Source organism: Micromonospora sp. NPDC049836, from assembly GCF_044465125.1.
GTDB lineage: Bacteria > Actinomycetota > Actinomycetes > Mycobacteriales > Micromonosporaceae > Micromonospora.
Genome location: NZ_JBITLH010000007.1, coordinates 32,352 through 51,419 on the forward strand (window position 1 = coordinate 32,352; position 19,068 = coordinate 51,419).

Genomic DNA, 19,068 nt, shown 5'->3' on the forward strand with positions numbered 1-19,068 from the left:
GGCTTGGTTGCCTCAAGCAACAACCGCGCGTGGCGAACGTCTTATTCCGGCGCTGAGCTGCTCAGAAGGTCTCGTTGAACCGGTGCATCAGCCGGGCGAAGTCCTCGACGTCCCGTTCCGGCCAGGATTCCAGCGAACGGCGGATCTGTCCGAGTCGGGCCGACCGGGCCGCGTCGAACCGCCGGGTGCCCTCCTCGGTGAGGCTGAGCTGGGCCGCCCGCCGGTCGGTCGGGTCCGGGTCGCGACGCACCAGACCCAGCGACTCCAGGCCGTTGATCTGCCGGCTCAGCGTGCCCTTGCCGATGCCCAGCCGGACGGCCAGGTCGGTCAGCCGGATCGAACCCGACCGGCGCAGCCAGAGCAGCAGGCCGTACGCGTTCGGCTCCAGGTTCGGGTGGACCTCCCGGGCGATCTCCCAGGACAGCGCCCGCCCACGGCGCAACAGCGCGGTCAGCTCGTGCTCCACCGCGCGCAGGGTCTCGGGCTGGTGCTCCTCCACGCCGCAGAGCGTACTCAGCCCTCCGCGAGCCGCTGCCGAGCCACCGTGCGCAGGTCCCCTTCGCTGGTGGTGCCCTCGATCAGCACGTCGGCGGTCCGGCCCCGGTGGGTCAGCGTGGCCACCGCGTTGCCGAAGTACGGGCCGGCCAGCTTCTTCCAGCGCACGCTCGGCTTGCGTACCCCGGCCGAGCGGGCCAGGGCCCGGGTGGCGGCGGCCGGACCCGGGTTCCAGCCCAGCCGCATCAGCGGACGCATCGCGGCCGGCACCTGGTTGTGGATCGGCGAGCAGGTGAGCTGGTGCACCGGGGTGCGTACGCCCCGGTCGGCGAAGCGGGCCCGGGCCACGTACGAGTGGTGCACGTCGCCGGAGAGCACGCTGATCGACGCCGGCGCCGGGTACGCCGGGCCGGCGCCCACCCGCGCCCCCGGCCGGGCGGCCCGGCCGCTGCCCAGCCGGGCGAAGAGTTCGCCGAGGGCGTCGAAGGAACGCCGGAACGACGCCCAATGCTCCAGGTCCCAGCCCCGGCGCAGCCGCTCGGAGACCCGCGCCACCCAGGGGCGGCCGGAGTCGGCCAGCTTCTCGTTCCACGCCTCCACGTGGTGGATGCCGGGCGGCAGCAGCCAGGGCAGCGAGGCGCCGACCACGAGGTGGTCGTAGACGCCGTGCGCCCGGTCCAGGAACCAGGACCACTCGCCCGCCGGCAGCATCGCCCGGTTGCCCGTCTCCAGCACCCGGCTGGACCGGTTGTCCAGCATCACCAGCCGGGTCCGGCCCAGGTCGACGGCGTAGCTCCACTGGTACTGCACGGCCCGCCAGCGCTCGGTGTCGTGCGCGACGTCGGCCTCGGTGTCGACCCGCTCGCCGAACTCGTGCAGCACGCCCGTGGCGTCCTCGGCGGCGGTCACCTTGGCGTAGACCGGGTCGGCGGCGACCTCGTCCGGGGACAGGTTGCCCAGGTGCTGGTAGACCCAGTAGGAGGCGAGGCCGCTGCGGATCCGCTCCGCCCACCACGGCTGCCGGCGCATGTCCGCCCGCCACGAGGCCGAGGTGTTCCAGTCGTCGATCACCTCGTGGTCGTCGAAGATCATCACGCTGGGCACGGTGGAGAGCAGCCAGCGGATCTCCGGGTCGCGCCAGGACTCCAGGTAGAGCTTCGTGTACTCGTCGAAGCTGACCACCTGGGTCGCCGGGGCGTCCTTCGGCCGGCGCCGGCGCCGGCGCAGCAGCTTGCGCACGGTCGGCGAGGTGACGTCGGCGTAGACCTGGTCGCCGAGGAGCACCAGCAGGTCGGGCCAGCTGGCCGGGTCCGGGTCGGCCATCATCCGCCGGGCGTACGCGTCGAGCGCGTCCGGCGGCAGCCGGCGGGCGGTCGAGTGCTGGGTGGTCTCCCGGCACGAACCGAACAGCAGCCGGACCGGCTGCTCCCGGTCGTCCGCCGCGCGGGTCCGGATCACGCTGGCCGGGAAGCCGCTCTCCGGCACCGGCCAGGCGAGCTCGTCGTCGATCAGCACCTCATAGCTGGTGCTGCTGTCCGGGGTCAGCCCTTCGACCACCACGAGCGCGTAGTGGTGGTCGTACGCCGTGAAGGTCGGCGCGCTGCCCCGCGCCCCGTCGGCTGTGCGGACCGTCACCACGGCGGGCCCGCTGGTCTCCACCCAGACGGTCGCCCGCGTGCCGACGACCCGGCGCAGGAGCGGGCCGATGAGCAGGCGGGAGCTGGGCACGACGCACCTCCGACAAGATCGTTTGAACCTTTCCCTACCCGGCCGGCGGTTGCGGTACGCCTTCCAGCGGCGAGCGTACCCGCAGCTCCCTCGCGTACGGCGGCGGTGATTGGGACGCCGTCGCCGGCATCTGACAGGATTTCGGGCATGACGGAATACCTCCTCGTCGCCCTCGCCCTGCTCGTGGCGCTGATCGTCGGTGGCCTCAGCCTCGTGGTGCCCCGGCTGCGCCGGCGCCCGGAGCCGCCGCTGCCGAGGACGGAGGTCGACACCCGGGCCGAGGAGGACCTGGCCGGTCCGCCGGTCACGGCCCCGGAGTCGGACCTCACCACCGGAGTGCTGGTCGAGCCGCCGCCGGTGGTCGAGGCGCCGCCACCCACCATCGAGGTCCCCGAGCCCACCGCCGGCCGGCTGGTCCGGCTGCGCTCCCGGCTGTCCCGCTCGCAGAGCGTCTTCGGCAAGGGCCTGCTCGGCCTGCTCAGCCGCGACCACCTGGACGAGGACACCTGGGAGGAGATCGAGGACAGCCTGATCACCGCGGACGTCGGCATCGACTCCACCCGGGAGATCGTCGACCGGCTCCGCGAGCGGACCCGGGTGCTCGGCACCCGGTCCGGCGGCGAGCTGCGCGCCCTGCTCGCCGCCGAGCTGGTCAACGCCCTCGACCCCACCCTGGACCGGTCGCTGCGGACCGCCCCGAAGGAGGGCGTACCGGCGGTCGTGCTGGTCGTCGGGGTCAACGGCGCCGGCAAGACCACCACCTGCGGCAAGATCGCCCGGGTGCTCATCGCCGACGGCCGGACCGTGCTGCTCGGCGCCGCCGACACCTTCCGGGCCGCCGCCGCCGACCAGCTGGAGACCTGGGGTGGCCGGGTCGGCGCGGAGACCGTCCGGGGCCCGGAGGCCGCCGACCCGGCCAGCGTCGCCTTCGACGCGGTCAAGCGCGGCATCGACACCGGGGTCGACACCGTGCTCGTCGACACCGCCGGTCGGCTGCAGAACAAGATCGGCCTGATGGACGAGCTGGGCAAGGTCAAGCGGGTGGTGGAGAAGCACGGCCCGATCGACGAGACCCTGCTCGTGCTCGACGCCACCACCGGCCAGAACGGCCTGGAACAGGCCCGGGTCTTCACCGAGGTGGTCAACGTGACCGGCGTGGTGCTGACCAAGCTCGACGGGACCGCCAAGGGCGGCATCGTGATCGCCGTGCAGCGCAAGCTCGGCATCCCGGTCAAGCTGGTCGGCCTCGGCGAGGGCCCGGACGACCTGGCCCCGTTCGACCCCGCGCAGTTCGTCGACGCGCTGCTCGGCACCGAGCCGCTCGCCCGGGACGCGTAGCCTCGACGTGACGACTGACGATCGCGCCTACGCGGGGTGGCGCGACCCCAGCCACCCGTCGCCGCGCCTCGGGAGACCGTACGTGACTTCGCAGGAGATCCCGCTGCACGGCGGGAACGTGAGCACCGTGGTCCGGGTGGGCGACACGGTCCGGCGCAACGCCGGCCCCTGGACGCCCTCCGTGCACGCCCTGCTGCGCCACCTGGAGTACGTGGGCTTCACCGGCGCCCCCCGCGCGCTCGGCATGGACGAGCGGAACCGGGAGGTCCTGTCGTACCTGGAGGGGGAGTGCGGGGAGTACCCGCTGGCCCCGCACTGGGTCACCGACGAGGCCCTGGTCACCGTGGCGACCATGCTGCGGATGTTCCACGACGCCCAGTACGGCTTCACCCCGCCGCCCGGCGCGGTGTGGCGCTCGTTCGGCCCGCCCCCGCCGGACACCGAGGTGATCTGCCACCACGACGCCGCCCCGCACAACGTGATCTGGCGGCCGGACGGCACGCTCGGCCTGATCGACTTCGACCTGGCCTCGCCCGGCGCCCGGATCTACGACGTGGCGTACGCGGCCTGGACCTGGGTGCCGATCTTCTCCGACCGGGACTCCATCACGCTCGGCTGGAAGCACCCGGACCGGCCGCGCCGGCTGCGGCTGTTCGCCGACGCGTACGGGCTGATCCCGCGCGACCGGCACCGGCTGATCCGGACCATCCGCAAGCGCATCGTCGACCACGTCGAGGGGATCCGGCGGATGGCCGCGGCCGGTGAGCCGGCCTTCGTCCGGATCGTGCACAAGGGCCATCTGCGCCGGCCGATGCGCGACCTGCGACTGCTCGACTACGAGCGCAACGCCCTGGAGTACGCGCTGCGCTGAGCGCCCCCGGGTCACGCCGGTGGCCGCCTCCGGGGCGGAGGCGGCCACCGCGTCCGTCCGCGCCGGGCATGATCGACGTTCTTCACACGCCGGAAACAACCCGTCACGCGTCGGAAATCGAGCGGTGTCGGTGCAGGAAACAGCCGCCGACAAAGCTTCCGCGCAACCGGCTGACGGGCGACGCTGCCAGGACTCAGTCGGAGGGAGGAATTCCGACACCGAGAGGAGGCAGCGTGGAGATCGATACCGGGAACACTGCCTGGCTGCTTGTTTCGACTGCGCTCGTACTGCTCATGACGCCCGGCCTCGCGCTGTTCTACGGCGGACTGAACCGGTCCAAGGGCGCCCTGAACATGATGATGATGAGCTTCTCGTCCATCGGGCTCGTCAGCATCCTGTGGCTTTTCTACGGCTTCACCGTCGCCTTCGGCGAGGGCGGCAAGTTCATCGGTGACCTGGGCCAGTACCTCGGCACCAAGACGTTCGTCGGCGAGAGCGACCTGTGGGGCGAGACCGGTATCCCGCTCTACGTCTTCATCGCCTTCCAGATGATGTTCGCGGTCATCACCGTGGCCCTGATCAGCGGCGCCCTCTCCGACCGGACGAAGTTCGCCGGCTGGCTGCTGTTCGCGTTCGGCTGGGCCACCCTGGTCTACTTCCCGGTCGCGCACATGGTCTGGGGCGGCGGCCTGATCGGCGGCGACATCGGCGCGCTGGACTTCGCCGGTGGCACCGCGGTGCACATCAACGCCGGTGCGGCCGCCCTGGCCCTGGTGCTGGTGCTCGGCAAGCGGGTCGGCTGGCCCCGGGAGAGCGCCAAGCCGCACAACGTCCCGCTGGTCGCGCTCGGCGCCGGGCTGCTCTGGTTCGGCTGGTTCGGCTTCAACGCCGGCTCCGAGCTGACCGCCGACGGGGTCACCGCGCTGGCCTTCGTCAACACCCAGGTCGCCACCGCCGCCGCGCTGCTCGGCTGGATCGTGGTGGAGTGGCTGCGCGACGGCCGGCCGACGCTGGTGGGCGCCTCCTCCGGCGCCGTGGCCGGGCTGGTCGCGATCACCCCGGCCTGCGCGTTCATCACCCCCGCCGCGGCGGTGCTGCTGGGTCTCGTCGCCGGCGCGGTCTGCGCCCTGGCGGTCGGCCTGAAGTACCGGCTCGGCTACGACGACTCGCTGGACGTGGTCGGCGTGCACTTCGTCGGCGGCTGGATCGGCTGCCTCTGGATCGGCCTGTTCGGCACCGCCTCGGTCAGCTCGCTGGTGGCCAGCGACGGCCTGCTGGTCGGCGGCGACGCCACGCTCCTCGGCAAGCAGGCGTTGGGCGCGCTGATCGTGACGGTCTACTCCTTCGTGATCGCGTACGCGCTCGGCTTCGTGATCGACAAGACGATCGGGTTCCGGATCGCCCCCGAGGCGGAGATCGAGGGCATCGACGTGGCCGAGCACGCGGAGAGCGCGTACGACCTGTCGCCCACCACGGGCAGCAGCGCCGGCGGCGCGTTCGCGATGGCCGGGCTGGGCGGCACCAAGCCGGCCGCGCCGGCCAGCACCGAGGCGGACGAGCCCGCCGAGCCGGTCAGCGAGAAGGTCGCCGGTTAACGTTCCTGGGATGGAGGGGTTGGACATGAAGCTGGTGACCGCGGTCATCAAGCCGTACCAGCTGGACGCGGTGAAGGAGGCCCTGCACGCCCTCGGCGTGGCCGGCCTGACCGTCAGCGAGGTCCAGGGCTACGGCCGGCAGAAGGGGCACACCGAGGTCTATCGGGGTGCCGAGTACACGGTCGAGTTCCTGCCCAAGATCCGGGTCGAGGTGCTCACCGACGAGATGGACGTCGACAAGATCGTCGACGCCATCGTGGGCGCCGCCCGGACCGGCAAGATCGGCGACGGCAAGGTCTGGGTGACCGGGGTCGAGGAGGTCGTCCGGGTGCGTACCGGCGAGCGCGGCCTCGACGCCCTCTGAGCGCCGGACCAGCCGACGTGACCTCGTTGACCACGGCCACCGACCCCACCGGGGCCGGCGACCCCGTGGTCAACGAGGTCGCCGGCGTTCCCGGGGGGATCGGCGCCGGCGCCCGGGCCCGGCGGGCCGACGCCCTGGACGCCTGGCTGCGCGCGTTCTTCCCGGACCGGCCCGGGATCGCCCTGGTCGCCGTCGGCGGGCTCGGGCGCCGGCAGTGCGCCCCCTACGGCGACCTCGACCTGGTGCTGCTGCACGCCGGGGTGCCCGGCACCGACGAGCTGGCCGCCTCGCTCTGGTATCCGATCTGGGACGCCGGGCTGCGGCTGGACCACTCGGTGCGGACCGTCGCCGAGGCGCTGTCGGTCGCCCAGGACGACGTCAAGGTGGCCCTCGGCCTCCTCGACGCCCGCCACCTGGCCGGCGACCCGGCCCTGGCCGACCAGCTGATCCACACCGCCGCCGACCACTGGCGGCGCACCGCCGTACGGCAGCTGCCGCGGCTGCGGGAGATCACCGCGGCCCGCTGGGGGAGCCACGGCGAACTGGCCTTCCTCCTGGAGGGCGACCTCAAGGAGGCCGCCGGCGGGCTGCGCGACGTCGGGATCCTGCGGGCCATCGCCACCGCCGGGGTCACTGACGCGCTGCGCCCCGCCGTGCACGCCGCCCACCGGCGGCTGCTGGACACCCGCGACGCGCTGCACCAGCAGGCCGGCCGCCGGGTCGACCGGCTGGTCGCCCAGGAACGCGACGGGGTGGCCGCGCTGCTCGGCCTGCGCGCCTCCGCCGCCAGCGGCGACCTCGGCGACGGCGACGCGCTGCTGCGCCGGGTGGCCGGCGACGCCCGGACCGTCAGCCACGCGCTCGACGACGCCTGGCGGGCCGCCGACCGGCTCCGCTCCGGCCGCCACCGCGGCGCCCCGGGCCGGGCGGTACGCCGCCCGGTCGCCCGGGACGTCGTCGAACACGACGGTGAGCTGGTGCTCGCCCGCACCGCCATCGGCGCGCGCCCGGACCCCAGCCTGTCGCTGCGGGTCGCCGCCGCGGCGGCCAGCACCCGGCTGCCCATCGCCCGGGCCACCTGCGAGTGGCTGGCCGCGTACTGCCCGCCGCTGCCCGCGCCCTGGCCGCCGGCCGCCCGCGCCGCGCTGATCACCCTGCTCGGCGCCGGTGCCGGCCTGGTGCCCGCCTGGGAGACCTGCGACCGGTACGGGCTGATCGACGGCTGGCTGCCCGAGTGGACCCGGCTGCGCAGCCTGCCCCAGCACAACCCGGTGCACCGGTTCACCCTGGACCGGCACCTGGTGCAGACCGCTTACGAGGCGAGCCGGCACACCCGCGAGGTGGACCGGCCGGACCTGCTGCTGCTCGGCGCGTTCCTGCACGACATCGGCAAGGGCGTGCCGGCCGGGGAGGCCGACGGGGCGGCCGCCGACCACAGCACCGTCGGCGCGCCGCTGGCCGAGGCGGTGGCCACCCGGATCGGGCTCCCGGCCGGCGAGGCGGCGCTGATCGCGAAGCTGGTCCGGCTGCACCTGCTGCTGCCGGACGTGGCCACCCGGCGGGACCTGTCCGACCCGAAGACCGTCGCCGGGGTCGCCGAGCGGGTCGGCGACTCCACCACGCTGGACCTGCTGCACGCGCTGACCCGGGCCGACGCCGCCGCCACCGGGCCGGCCGCCTGGTCGGACTGGAAGGGTCGGCTCGTCGCCGAACTGGTGGCCCGGGTGCGTACCGCCCTGGACACCGGGGAGGTGCCCGCGCCGCCGGACCCCGACCCGGCCCTGGTCGCCGGGCCGCTGCCGGTCGTACACCTGGGGGAGGACCGGGTGTCGGTGGCCGCGGCGGACCGGCGCGGCCTGCTCGCGACGGTGGCCGGCTGCCTGGCCCTGCACCGGCTGGAGGTGATCTCCGCGGACGCCGCCACGGTCGGCGGCCGGGCCCTGGTGCAGTGCCGGGTGCAGCCCCGCTACGGCCTGGCGCCCGACCCGATCGCGCTCAGCGCCGACCTGCGCCGGGCGGTCGGCGGGGACGTCTCGGTCATCCAGCGGCTGCGCGGCCGGGCCCTGGCCGGGCGCGGGCAGGGCGCCGCACCCCGGGTGGTCTGGCACCGCGAGGCGGCCACCGACGCCGTCCTGCTGGAGTTGCGCGCCGCCGACGCGGCCGGGCTGCTCTACCGGGTCACCTGCGCCCTCGACGAGGCCGGCGCGCAGGTCCGGGCGGCCCGGATCTCCACCCTCGGCGGCGACGTGGTGGACGCCTTCTACCTGGTCGGCGGCTGGCCGGCCGACGCCGACCGCGCCCGCATCGAGGCGGCCGTGCTGGCCGTGGTGTGAGGAGGACGCCCCGGTCGACGCCTCCGGTCGGGCAGCGACGCCTGCTCGGCGCGGCCCGACCCCGGGCCGGCCTACGCCCGGTGACGTAGCGGCGGAGTCGCCGCCGGGGCGACGTGCCGGCGGCCGCGCGGCGGCACGCTCGGGGTATGAACCTGCCAGTGCAGACCGAAGGGCTCACGAAACGGTACGGCGGCCTGACCGCCGTGCGGGACCTCGACCTCACCGTCCGGGCCGGCGAGGTGTACGGCTTCCTCGGCCCCAACGGCGCCGGTAAGACCACCACCCTGCGGATGCTGCTCGGACTGGTCCGGCCCAGCGCCGGCACGGTCCGGCTGCTCGGCCGGTCGCCCGGCGCCGGCCGGCTCACCGGCGTCGGGGCGCTGATCGAGGGGCCGGCCTTCTACCCGTACCTCTCCGGGCGGGACAACCTGGGCGTGCTGGCCCGGTACGCGGGGGTCGGCGCCGACCGGGTGGCGCTCGTGCTCGACCTGGTCGACCTCACCGACCGCGCCGGCGACCGGTACGCCGGCTACTCGTTGGGCATGAAGCAGCGCCTCGGCGTGGCCGCGGCGCTGCTCAAGGACCCGCGCCTGCTGATCCTCGACGAGCCGACCAACGGTCTCGACCCGGCCGGCATGGCGGACATGCGCCGGCTGCTCCGCCGGCTCGGGGCGAGCGGATGCACCGTGCTCGTCTCCAGCCACCTGCTCGGCGAGGTCGAGCAGGTCTGCGACCGGGTCGGGGTGATCTCCCGGGGCCGGCTGGTCGCCGAGGGCACCGTCGCCGAGCTGCGCGGCGCGGCGGGGCTGCGGGTGCTCGCCGACCCGCTGGACGAGGCGGCCGCCCGGGTCCGCTCGCTGGTCGGGGCCGACCGGGTCCGGGTGGTGGACGGCGGGCTGGAGCTGTCGGTCGAGCCGGACCGGGCGGCCTGGCTCAACACCGAGCTGGTCGGCGCCGGACTGGCGGTACGCGAGCTGCGTCCCCGGGAACGCGATCTGGAGCAGGTCTTCTTCGACCTCATCGAGAAGGGAACGGCCGATGTCGGGTAGCTTCCGCGCCGAGCTGGTCAAGCTGGTCCGCCGGCCGGCCAACTGGCTGCTGCTGGCCATCACGCTGGCGCTGTCGTTGATCTTCACCTACCTGTTCCCGTACGCCAGCATCGCCGGTGGCACCGACGGCCCGAACACGGACCGGAGCCTGCCCGCGCTGCTCCCCGACCAGCTGGTCGGGAACTCGCTCGGCGGGCTGCCCGTCTTCCTCGGCGCGATCCTGCTGATCCTCGGCGTGCTCACCGTCGGCGGCGAGTACGGCTGGGGCACCTGGAAGACCGTGCTGTCCCAGGGCCCCACCCGGTTGGAGGTGTACGCCGGCAAGCTGCTCGCGCTCTCCGCCGCGGCGCTCACCGTGGTGCTCGCCGTGTTCGCGGTCGGGGCCGGGGCCAGCCTCGCCATCGCCTCCGCCGAGGCGCAACCGCTGCACTGGCCCACGGTCGGTGAACTGCTCACCGGACTCGGCGCGGGGTGGCTCATCGCGACCATGTGGGCCATGCTCGGTGCCGTGCTCGCCGTCGCGCTGCGCGCGGTCGCGCTGCCGGTCGGGCTGGGACTGGTGTGGCTGCTCGCGGTGCAGAACCTGCTCTCCGCGATCGCCGCGCCGCTGGTCGACTGGGTGGCGCAGGCGCAGAAAGGGCTGCCCGGGCCGAACGCCGGGGCGCTGGCCGCGGCGCTCGGCGCGCCCGGGGACACCCCCGGCGTCGCGGCGACCGTCGGCGGCGGGCAGGCGGCGCTCGTGGTCGCGGCGTACCTGATCGCGTTCGCGGCGGTCGGCGGGGCGCTGCTGCGCCGCCGGGACATCGGCTGAGGCCGGGAGGAGGGACGGCGTGGACCGGGACCGGTTCGGGTGGCGCGGGGTCGCCTTCGACGCCGCCCTCACCCTGGCACTGCTCGCGATCGGGCTGGCCGGCACCGGGCCGGCCGGCGCCAACGAGGGAGTGGACACCGGCCGGGCGACCTATCCGCTGGTCGTGGTGGCCGCGCTGGCGCTGGGCGTACGCCGGCGCTGGCCGCTGGTCACGTTGGCCGCGGTCACCGCGGCGACCACGGCGTACCTGATCTTCGGCTACCCGTACGGCCCGATCCTGCTCTCGTTCGTCGTGGCGGTCTACACCGTCGTGGCGTACCGGCCGGCCCGGGCGGCGGCGGTGGCCTGCGGCGTCGCCCTGGCCGTGCTGCTGGTGCACGTCTTCGTCGGTGTCCGGCCGCCGGGCCTGCTCGGCCTGATGCCCGCCGTGGCGTGGGTGGCGGTGCCGTTCGCGGTGGGGACGACGGTGCGGCTGATCCGGGAGAGCACGGCCCGCGACCGGGTGGACGAGGCGCGCCGGCTCGCCGACGCCGAGCGGCTGCGGGTCGCCCGGGAGGTGCACGACGTGGTGGGGCACGGCCTGGCCGCGATCCACCTGCAGGCCGAGATCGCGCTGCACCTGCTGGGCCGCAAGCCCGAGCAGGCCGAGGCGGCGTTGACCGCGATCAGCCGCACCAGCAAGGAGGCGCTCGACGAGCTGCGGGTCACCCTGACCGTGGTCCGGCGCGACGAGGCGGCCGACGAGCGGTCCCCGGCGCCGGGCCTGGCCCAGCTGGCACAGCTGCGGGAGCGGCTGGCCGGCGCCGGGGTGCCGGTGAGCGTCGAGGTCGAGGGGGAGCCGCGGCCGCTGCCGGTGGCGGTGGACCTGGCCGCGTACCGGGTGGTGCAGGAGGCGCTGACCAACGTGCTGCGGCACGCCGGCCCGGCCACCGCCGCCGTCCGGCTCCGCTACGCTCCCGCCGAGGTGGCCGTCGAGGTCACCGACACCGGGCGCGGCGCGGCCGCCGGTCCGCCCCGGCCGGGCGGCTACGGCCTGGCCGGCATGCGGGAGCGGGTCACCGCGCTGGGCGGGTCGTTCACCGCCGGGCCGGCGCCGGCCGGGGGTTTCCGGGTGCACGCCACCCTGCCCGTGGAGGAGGTTCGATGATCCGGGTGCTGATCGCCGACGACCAGGACCTGGTCCGGATCGGGCTGCGCGCCCTGCTGGAGAGCGAGGACGACCTCGCCGTGGCGGGAGAGGCGGCCGACGGGCTCGCCGCGGTCGAACTGGCCCGCCGGGAACGGCCCGACGTGGTGCTGATGGACGTCCGGATGCCGGGCGTGGACGGCATCGAGGCGACCCGGCGGATCGTCGCCGACCCGGCCCTGACCGGCACCCGGGTGGTCGTGCTCACCACCTTCGAGCTGGACGAGTACGTCTTCGACGCGCTGCGGCACGGCGCCAGCGGCTTCCTCACCAAGGACACCGCCCCGGCGGACCTGCTCCGGGCGGTCCGGCTGGTCGCCGAGGGGGAGGCGCTGCTCTCCCCGTCGGTGACCCGGCGGGTGGTCCGGGAGTTCGCCAACCGGCCGGCCCGGGTACCCCGGCCGCACCCCCGGCTCGGTGCCCTCACCGACCGGGAACGGGAGGTGGTCGGGCTGGTCGGCGAGGGGCTGAGCAACGTCGAGATCGCCGAGCGGCTGGTGGTCAGCCCGGCCACGGCGCGTACCCACGTCAGCCGGGCCATGGTCAAGCTGGGCGCCCGGGACCGGGCGCAGCTGGTGGTCTTCGCGTACCAGTCGGGGCTGGTCGCCTCGTGATCGTCTGGCTGAACGGCGCGTTCGGCGCCGGCAAGACCACGGTGGCCCGGGAGCTGTGCCGGGCGCTGCCCACCGCCCGCCGCTTCGACCCGGAGTGGCTGGGGTACGCGCTGCGCCGTACCCGTCCGGTGCCCGGCGGGGACTACCAGGACCTGGCCGCCTGGCGGCGGTGGACGGTCCGGCTCGCCGGGCTGGCGGCCCGGGGCGGCCGGCCGGTGGTGGTGCCGATGACGCTGCTGCGGGCCGACTACCGCAGCGAAATTCTCGGCGGCCTGCGCCGGCGGGGCACGCCGGTACGCCAGGTCGTGCTGCGGGTGCCCGAGCCGGTGCTCCGGGCCCGGATCGACGGGGACGATCGGGAGGCCGGCGCGCGCGACTGGCGGCACCGGCACGTGGCCCGCGCGCTGGCCGAGCTGAGCGGTCTCGCCGACCGGGAGTCCGACACCGTCGAGGTCGACAACCACGGTCGGGGCCCGGCGGCGGTGGCCGCCGAGATCGTCGCCTCGCTCAGCCGTCTCCCCTGACCCCGGCGCGGCGGCCGAGCGGCTGAGGGCGGCGGCCGGCCGGCCCGGAGCGCCGGTGCGGGCGGCGGGCTACCCTAACGGTGGCTGGACCTCGTGCCCGGCCGCTCCGTGTGCCCGCCGAAAACGACAAACGGGATGTTCGCGTGTTTGACACCTTGAGTGACCGCCTCTCCGGCATCTTCACCAAGCTCCGTGGCAAGGGCCGGCTGACCGACGCCGACATCGACGCCACCGCGCGCGAGATCCGGATGGCGCTGCTGGAGGCCGACGTCGCCCTGCCGGTGGTCAAGGGCTTCATCGCGAACGTCAAGGAGCGGGCGCGCAGCGCCGAGGTCTCCGAGGCGCTCAACCCGGCCCAGCAGATCGTCAAGATCGTCAACGAGGAACTGATCAACGTCCTCGGCGGCGAGGGGCGGCGGCTCCAGTTCGCCAAGAACCCGCCCACCGTGATCATGCTGGCCGGCCTCCAGGGTTCCGGTAAGACCACCCTGGCCGGCAAGCTGGCCCGCTGGCTCAAGGCCCAGGGCCACCAGCCGCTGCTGGTCGCCGCCGACCTCCAGCGCCCCAACGCCGTCGGGCAGCTCCAGGTCCTCGGTGGCCGGGCCGGCGTCGAGGTGTACGCCCCGGAGCCCGGCAACGGCGTCGGCGACCCGGTGCAGGTCGCCCGCGACTCGATCGAGCACGCCCGGCGGGCCGCCCGGGACATCGTCATCGTCGACACCGCCGGCCGGCTCGGCATCGACGCGGAGATGATGCAGCAGGCCGCGAACATCCGCGACGCGGTCCAGCCCGACGAGGTCATCTTCGTCATCGACGCGATGGTCGGTCAGGACGCGGTCCGCACCGCCGAGGCGTTCCGCGACGGCGTCGGCATCACCGGCGTGGTCCTCTCCAAGCTCGACGGCGACGCCCGCGGTGGTGCCGCGCTGTCGGTCCGCGAGGTCACCGGTCAGCCGATCCTCTTCGCCTCCACCGGCGAGAAGCTGGAGGACTTCGACGTCTTCCACCCCGACCGGATGGCCAGCCGGATCCTCGGCATGGGCGACGTCCTCACGCTGATCGAGCAGGCCGAGGCGGCCTTCGACGCCGATCAGAAGGAGAAGATGACCGCCAAGCTGGTCGGCGGCGAGACCTTCACCCTGGAGGACTTCCTCGACCAGCTCATCGCCGTGCGGCGGATGGGCCCGATCGCCAACGTGCTGGCCATGATGCCGGGCATGGGGCAGATGAAGGACCAGCTCGCCGAGCTGGACGACAAGCACTTCGACCGGGTGACCGCGATCATCCGGTCGATGACCCCGACCGAGCGCACCAACCCGAAGATCATCAACGGCTCCCGCCGGGCCCGCATCGCCAACGGCTCCGGGGTCACCGTGATGGACGTCAACCAGCTGCTCAACCGCTTCGCCGACGCGCAGAAGATGATGAAGCAGATGGGCGGCATGATGGGCCTGCCCGGCGGTGGCCGGCGCAAGGCGACCAAGTCGCCCAAGAACAAGCGCAAGGGCACCAAGGGCGGCGGTCGGCCGCGTACCGGCGCCGGGATGCCGGGCGGCTTCCCGGGTGGCATGCCGCAGCTCCCGCCGGGCCTGGACCCGGGCGACCTGGCCGGCGGCCAGGGCCTCCCGCCGGGCTTCAAGCTCCCGAAGATCGACTTCAACAAGCTGGGCAAGGGCGACAAGGGCCCCCGCTAGCGTGTCGGTGACGGTGGGTGGCACCAGGAACTGTGTGTCGAGCTGCTGCTCGCGCTGCGCACCAACTGCCCGCCGGAGTTCCTGGTGAGCATCGACCTGTCCATGCGGGTCGACCGTCGCAACGAGCCGCGTCCGGACGTGGTGGTGATCCGGCGCAAGCACGCCGGCCGGTCCCCCGTCCCGATCGAGGACGCGCTGCTCGCGGTGGAGGTCGTCTCGCCGACGTCGCACTTCCGCGACCTGTACGACAAGGCGAAGGTCTACGCGCACGCCGGGGTCCGCTCCTACTGGGTGGTGGACCCGCAGCACGAGCGGATCGCGCTCACCGAGTACACGCTCGGCGGCACCGCCCGCGAGTACGAGCAACTGGCCCACACCGAGGACCTGTTCGTCACCGAGCGGCCCTGGAAGGTCTCGGTCGACCTGCCGGCGCTGACGGCTCGCCGCAACGACCTGCTCGCCGGCGAGGAGGAGTGATCGGGTAGGACTGTGCACATGGCTCTGCATGTGCGCGGTGTGCTCCTGCCCGACGACGAGGTCCGGGACATCTGGCTGGTCGGCGACCGGGTCACCTTCGAACCGGTGCCCGGCGCCGAGACGGTGGCCGACGGCGGGTTCGTGCTGCCCGGCCTGACCGACGCCCACTGCCACCTCGGCATCGCCCGCGGCGGCGCCCCGATCACCTCCGTCGACCAGGCCCGCGAGCTGGCCCGCATCGACCGGGACGCCGGGGTGCTGGCCATCCGCGACGCGGGTTCGCCGTACCCGTACCCGGAACTCGACGACGACCCGGAGCTGCCGCGCCTGGCCCGCGCCGGCCGGCACGTCGCCCCGCCCAAGCGCTACCTGCGCGACATCGGCATCGAGGTCGGCGCGGCGGAGGTGGCCGCGACGGTGACCGCGCAGGCCGCCGCCGGCAACGGCTGGGTCAAGCTGGTCGGCGACTGGATCGACCGGGGGGTGGGCGACCTCGCCCCGGCCTGGGACGCGGACACCATGACCGCCGCCGTGGCCGCCGCGCACGCCGCCGGGGCACGCGCCGCGGTGCACACCTTCAGCGAGTCGGCCGTCGAGATCATGGTGCGGGCCGGGGTGGACTCGGTGGAGCACGGCACCGGGCTGAGCCTCGACCTGATCGACCTGATGGCCCGGCAGGGCACCGCGCTGGTGCCCACGATGATCAACATTCAGACCTTCGGCGGCATCGCCGAGCAGGCCCGCGCCAAGTTCCCCGGGTACGCCGACCATATGCTCGCCCTGCGGGACCGCTTCCCCGAGGTGGTCCGGGCCGCCCACGAGGCGGGGGTGCCGATCTACGTGGGCACCGACGCGGGCGGGGGGATCGACCACGGGCTGGCCGCCGAGGAGATGCTGCTGCTGCACGAGCGGGCCGGCATGTCCGCCGAGGACGTGCTCGCCGCCGCCTCCTGGCGGGCCCGGGAGTGGCTGGGCTTCCCGGGCCTGGTCGAGGGCGGCCTGGCCGACCTCGTGGTCTACCCCGAGGACCCGCGCCGGGACCTGCGCGTCGTCCGTACCCCGTCCCGCGTCGTGCTGCGCGGCCGCGTCCTGCGCTGACCCCGCCGGCACCGGACCGGCCGGCGGACCGTGCGGGCCGCGGGGCGACGGCCGCGAGCCGGGGTCAGCCGACCTGCACCTCGTAGTGGGCGTCGACCCGGAAGCCGTGGCCGTCGGTGCCGCCGAAGGCGACCGTGTGCGGCCCCGGGGCCAGCGGCGCCACCGTGGCCCACAGGCCCCAGCAGCTCACCTGCTCCGGTCGGGAGGTGTCCGTCACGCCGTTGCCAGCCACCCCGCGCACCTCGAACGGCGTCGCCGTGCCGATCGTGGCCACCGGCACGGGCACCCCGTCGACCAGCGCGTATCCGCTGGCGCGGGACACCACCGGCAGCTCACCCGGACGCGCCGGCCACTGCCACATGTTGAACGCGGGGAAGAACAGCGGGCGCCCGGCCGGGACAACGCAGCGTCGGCGCACCGTCTCGCCGTAGCTGCCGGCCAGGAACCAGACGTCCGCCGGCTGGTGGTGGCCGGCGTTCGCGCCGGTCGGGTCGCTCACCGGGTTCTGCCGGTCGTCGTGCGCCGCGACCCAGCGGACCCAGCGGGCCACCAGACCCTCCGGCGAGTGCGGCGGCCAGGGCAGCGGGGCGGTCGGGGTGGACCGGCCGAAGAAGGCGGCGAGGCGTGACATGAGCGCAGATGTTATCGACGCGCGCCCGATCGCATGGGCCCCGAGACGGCGGCATAGGATGTGCGGTCATGGCACGCGTGCTCACTCCCCGTGCGGAGGACTTTCCCCGCTGGTACCAGGACCTCATCGCCAAGGCGAAGCTGGCCGACAACGGCCCGGTCCGGGGGACCATGGTCATCCGACCGGCCGGCTACGCCATCTGGGAGCGGATGCAGGCCGAGATGGACACCCGGATCAAGGCGGCCGGCGCGGAGAACGCGTACTTCCCGCTCTTCATCCCGGAGAGCTACCTCAAGCGCGAGGCCGAGCACGTCGAGGGCTTCTCGCCGGAGCTGGCCGTGGTCACCCACGGCGGTGGCAAGCAGCTCGCCGAGCCGGTGGTGGTGCGCCCCACCAGCGAGACGGTGATCGGCGAGTTCATGGCCAAGTGGATCGACTCGTACCGGGACCTGCCGCTGCTGCTCAACCAGTGGGCCAACGTGGTCCGTTGGGAGCTGCGCCCCCGGATCTTCCTGCGCACCAGCGAGTTCCTCTGGCAGGAGGGGCACACCGCGCACGCGACCCGCTCCGACGCCCGGGCCTACGCCCGCCGGATCCTGCACGAGGCGTACGAGGACCTGATGGTCAACGTGCTCGGCATCCCGGTGGTGGTCGGCCTGAAGACCGCCCGCGAGCGCTTCGCCGGCGCCACCGCCACGTACACCTGCGAAGGCATGATGGGCGACGGCAAGGCGCTCCAGCTGGGCACCAGCCACGAGCTGGGCCAGAACTTCGCCAAGGCGTTCGACATCAGCTACTCCTCCGCCGAGGGCGGTCGGGAGCTGGCCTGGACCACCTCCTGGGGCACCTCGACCCGGATGCTCGGCGGTCTGATCATGTGCCACGGCGACGACAACGGCCTGCGGGTGCCGCCGAAGCTGGCGCCGATCCAGGCGTACGTGATGATCGTCAAGGATGGCGAGGGCGTCAGCGAGGCTGCGGCCAAGCTGCGCGACGCGCTGCGCGACGCCGGGGTGCGGGTGGCGCTCGACGACCGGACCGACACCGCGTTCGGCCGTCGCGCGGTCGACGCCGAGCTGCGCGGCTACCCGGTACGCGTCGAGGTCGGTCCCCGTGACCTGGCCGCCGGCAACGCGGTGGTGGTGCGGCGTACCGACGGCTCGAAGGCCCCGACGCCGGTCGCCGACGTGGTCGGCGCGGTGCTGGCCGCGCTGGAGGCCGACCAGCGGACGCTGCACGACCAGGCGCTGGAGTTCCGCCGGTCCCGCACCGTCGAGGTGGCGACGCTGGCCGAGGCGATCGAGGCGGCCGGCACCGGCTGGGCGAAGGTGCCGTGGTCGGCGGTCGGCGTCGCCGGTGAGGCCGAGGCGAACGGCCAGGGCGTCACCGTCCGGTGCCTGCTCCGCGCCGACGGCTCGGTGCCCGACTCGGAGGACGAGCCGGACCTGGTCGCCGTCCTGGCCCGCGCCTACTGAGGTGCAAGGAGGGGCCCCGCCGCGCGCCCGCGAGGGCGGCCGGGGCCCCGGTCGACAGCCCTAGGTGGTGACGTGCGTTTCGAGCCCGGCCGGTTGATCATGCACCGGAACGTGCGACACGGCCGGATCGGCTGGGTCCGGTCGGCCACGGTGGTCTCCGACGACGAGCGCGGGCTGCTGCTCTGGGTGGCGCGGGAAGCGCCGGTGGCGCACGAGGTGAACGTCGCCGGCCTGGGCATGCGGGCCGTGCCGTTCGCCGAGTGGGTGACGTCGTCCTACCGGCTCGCGCAGGGGCGGTGGAACGGCCCGCCGGTGCTGAAGTTCCTGCCGGCCGACGCGGCCCACTCCGTCTGGTGGTTCCGCGACGCGCAGGGCCGCTTCCAGAACTGGTACGTCAACCTGGAGGAGCCCGGCGTCCGGTGGGACGACGGCGAGGTGGCCGGGGTCGACATGGTCGACCAGGACCTCGACGTGGTGGTGTACCCGGACCTGAGCTGGGAGTGGAAGGACGAGGACGAGTTCGCCGAGCGGCTGGCGTTCCCGGAGCACTACTGGGTGACCGACGAGAAGGCGGTCCGCGCCGAGGGTGAGCGGGTGATCCGGATCGCCGAGGCGGGCGAGTTCCCGTTCGACGGCACCTGGTGCGACTTCACCCCGTCCGCCGAATGGGACGTACCGGACGAACTTCCGCCGGGGTGGGACCGCCCGCCGGTGCGCTGATCCGGTGTCCTCCGTCACGGCCCGGTCGGCCCGGGCGTGGTGTTCGGGTCCGGTGTGAGAGTTCC

At 74.3% G+C, this 19,068-nt stretch carries 17 protein-coding genes and 1 pseudogene; 15 read left to right on the plus strand and 3 right to left on the minus strand.

The genetic code is table 11. The features are described 5' to 3' along the window. Window positions 1–61: 61 nt before the first annotated feature. Both ACIBPB_RS19700 and ACIBPB_RS19705 read right to left on the minus strand, forming a co-directional pair. Window positions 62–499: a MarR family winged helix-turn-helix transcriptional regulator gene (locus tag ACIBPB_RS19700; RefSeq protein ID WP_396841001.1), complete on the minus strand. Its 438-nt coding sequence runs from the start codon at window positions 497–499 to the stop codon at window positions 62–64. A 14-nt stretch (window positions 500–513) separates the two neighbouring features. After that, window positions 514–2,223 (minus strand): alkaline phosphatase D family protein, encoded by a 1,710-nt coding sequence (locus ACIBPB_RS19705; RefSeq protein ID WP_396841002.1) that lies wholly within the window; start codon window positions 2,221–2,223, stop codon window positions 514–516. Window positions 2,224–2,370: 147 nt separating this feature from the next. On the opposite strand from ACIBPB_RS19705, the gene ftsY reads away from it, so the two are divergent. From ftsY to ACIBPB_RS19770, 13 genes and pseudogenes are all read left to right on the plus strand, one after another. After that, the gene (ftsY, locus tag ACIBPB_RS19710; protein WP_396841003.1) at window positions 2,371–3,561 is read left to right on the plus strand and encodes a signal recognition particle-docking protein FtsY; all 1,191 of its coding nucleotides are present in this window, start codon (window positions 2,371–2,373) and stop codon (window positions 3,559–3,561) included. Window positions 3,562–3,568: 7 nt separating this feature from the next. After that, a complete protein-coding gene (locus ACIBPB_RS19715; protein ID WP_302767745.1) occupies window positions 3,569–4,432 on the plus strand; it encodes an aminoglycoside phosphotransferase family protein in 864 nt (287 codons plus the stop codon). A gap of 233 nt (window positions 4,433–4,665) precedes the next feature. Further along, on the plus strand, window positions 4,666–6,027 hold the full coding sequence (locus ACIBPB_RS19720; protein ID WP_357326298.1) for an ammonium transporter: 1,362 nt from the start codon (window positions 4,666–4,668) through the stop codon (window positions 6,025–6,027). Window positions 6,028–6,052: 25 nt separating this feature from the next. Then, a complete protein-coding gene (locus tag ACIBPB_RS19725; RefSeq protein ID WP_013284578.1) occupies window positions 6,053–6,391 on the plus strand; it encodes a P-II family nitrogen regulator in 339 nt (112 codons plus the stop codon). Between the two features lie 17 nt (window positions 6,392–6,408). Continuing rightward, on the plus strand, window positions 6,409–8,724 hold the full coding sequence (locus tag ACIBPB_RS19730; RefSeq protein WP_396841004.1) for a [protein-PII] uridylyltransferase: 2,316 nt from the start codon (window positions 6,409–6,411) through the stop codon (window positions 8,722–8,724). Window positions 8,725–8,870: 146 nt separating this feature from the next. Continuing rightward, the gene (locus ACIBPB_RS19735; protein ID WP_396841005.1) at window positions 8,871–9,773 is read left to right on the plus strand and encodes an ABC transporter ATP-binding protein; all 903 of its coding nucleotides are present in this window, start codon (window positions 8,871–8,873) and stop codon (window positions 9,771–9,773) included. After that, complete coding sequence (locus ACIBPB_RS19740) at window positions 9,763–10,584, plus strand: ABC transporter permease (protein WP_396841006.1); 822 nt, start codon at window positions 9,763–9,765, stop codon at window positions 10,582–10,584. Before ACIBPB_RS19735 ends, ACIBPB_RS19740 begins: the two co-directional genes overlap by 11 nt. Before the next feature lie 19 nt (window positions 10,585–10,603). Further along, window positions 10,604–11,731: a sensor histidine kinase gene (locus ACIBPB_RS19745; RefSeq protein ID WP_396841007.1), complete on the plus strand. Its 1,128-nt coding sequence runs from the start codon at window positions 10,604–10,606 to the stop codon at window positions 11,729–11,731. After that, window positions 11,728–12,384 carry a response regulator gene (locus ACIBPB_RS19750; protein WP_396841008.1) on the plus strand — a complete coding sequence of 219 codons (657 nt, stop codon included), beginning with the start codon at window positions 11,728–11,730 and terminating at the stop codon, window positions 12,382–12,384. The genes ACIBPB_RS19745 and ACIBPB_RS19750 overlap by 4 nt, the downstream gene beginning before the upstream one ends. Next, the gene (locus tag ACIBPB_RS19755; protein WP_396841009.1) at window positions 12,381–12,908 is read left to right on the plus strand and encodes an AAA family ATPase; all 528 of its coding nucleotides are present in this window, start codon (window positions 12,381–12,383) and stop codon (window positions 12,906–12,908) included. Before ACIBPB_RS19750 ends, ACIBPB_RS19755 begins: the two co-directional genes overlap by 4 nt. 143 nt (window positions 12,909–13,051) lie before the next feature. Beyond that, entirely contained in the window at window positions 13,052–14,602 is a 1,551-nt protein-coding gene (ffh, locus tag ACIBPB_RS19760) for a signal recognition particle protein (protein ID WP_396841010.1), read from the plus strand. A 21-nt stretch (window positions 14,603–14,623) separates the two neighbouring features. After that, window positions 14,624–15,079 (plus strand): annotated as a pseudogene (locus tag ACIBPB_RS19765) (Uma2 family endonuclease); the annotation flags it as partial. Window positions 15,080–15,097: 18 nt separating this feature from the next. Then, window positions 15,098–16,177 carry an amidohydrolase family protein gene (locus ACIBPB_RS19770; protein ID WP_396841011.1) on the plus strand — a complete coding sequence of 360 codons (1,080 nt, stop codon included), beginning with the start codon at window positions 15,098–15,100 and terminating at the stop codon, window positions 16,175–16,177. Between the two features lie 64 nt (window positions 16,178–16,241). Here the strand turns inward: ACIBPB_RS19770 and ACIBPB_RS19775 are convergent, their stop codons facing one another. Further along, a complete protein-coding gene (locus ACIBPB_RS19775; protein ID WP_396841012.1) occupies window positions 16,242–16,808 on the minus strand; it encodes a hypothetical protein in 567 nt (188 codons plus the stop codon). 68 nt (window positions 16,809–16,876) lie between these two features. Between ACIBPB_RS19775 and proS the strand changes: the two genes are divergently transcribed. Further along, complete coding sequence (gene proS, locus ACIBPB_RS19780) at window positions 16,877–18,283, plus strand: proline--tRNA ligase (protein WP_396841013.1); 1,407 nt, start codon at window positions 16,877–16,879, stop codon at window positions 18,281–18,283. A gap of 72 nt (window positions 18,284–18,355) precedes the next feature. Beyond that, window positions 18,356–19,003 (plus strand): DUF402 domain-containing protein, encoded by a 648-nt coding sequence (locus ACIBPB_RS19785; RefSeq protein ID WP_396841014.1) that lies wholly within the window; start codon window positions 18,356–18,358, stop codon window positions 19,001–19,003. Window positions 19,004–19,068 lie beyond the last annotated feature (65 nt).

Coding starts and splice junctions, on each gene's coding strand:
- ftsY (WP_396841003.1), top strand. CDS start 2,371: ATGACGGAATACCTCCTCGTCGCCCTCGCCCTGCTCGTGGCGCTGATC.
- ACIBPB_RS19725 (WP_013284578.1), top strand. CDS start 6,053: ATGAAGCTGGTGACCGCGGTCATCAAGCCGTACCAGCTGGACGCGGTG.
- ACIBPB_RS19735 (WP_396841005.1), top strand. CDS start 8,871: ATGAACCTGCCAGTGCAGACCGAAGGGCTCACGAAACGGTACGGCGGC.
- ACIBPB_RS19740 (WP_396841006.1), top strand. CDS start 9,763: ATGTCGGGTAGCTTCCGCGCCGAGCTGGTCAAGCTGGTCCGCCGGCCG.
- ACIBPB_RS19750 (WP_396841008.1), top strand. CDS start 11,728: ATGATCCGGGTGCTGATCGCCGACGACCAGGACCTGGTCCGGATCGGG.
- ACIBPB_RS19770 (WP_396841011.1), top strand. CDS start 15,098: ATGGCTCTGCATGTGCGCGGTGTGCTCCTGCCCGACGACGAGGTCCGG.
- ACIBPB_RS19775 (WP_396841012.1), bottom strand. CDS start 16,808: ATGTCACGCCTCGCCGCCTTCTTCGGCCGGTCCACCCCGACCGCCCCG.
- proS (WP_396841013.1), top strand. CDS start 16,877: ATGGCACGCGTGCTCACTCCCCGTGCGGAGGACTTTCCCCGCTGGTAC.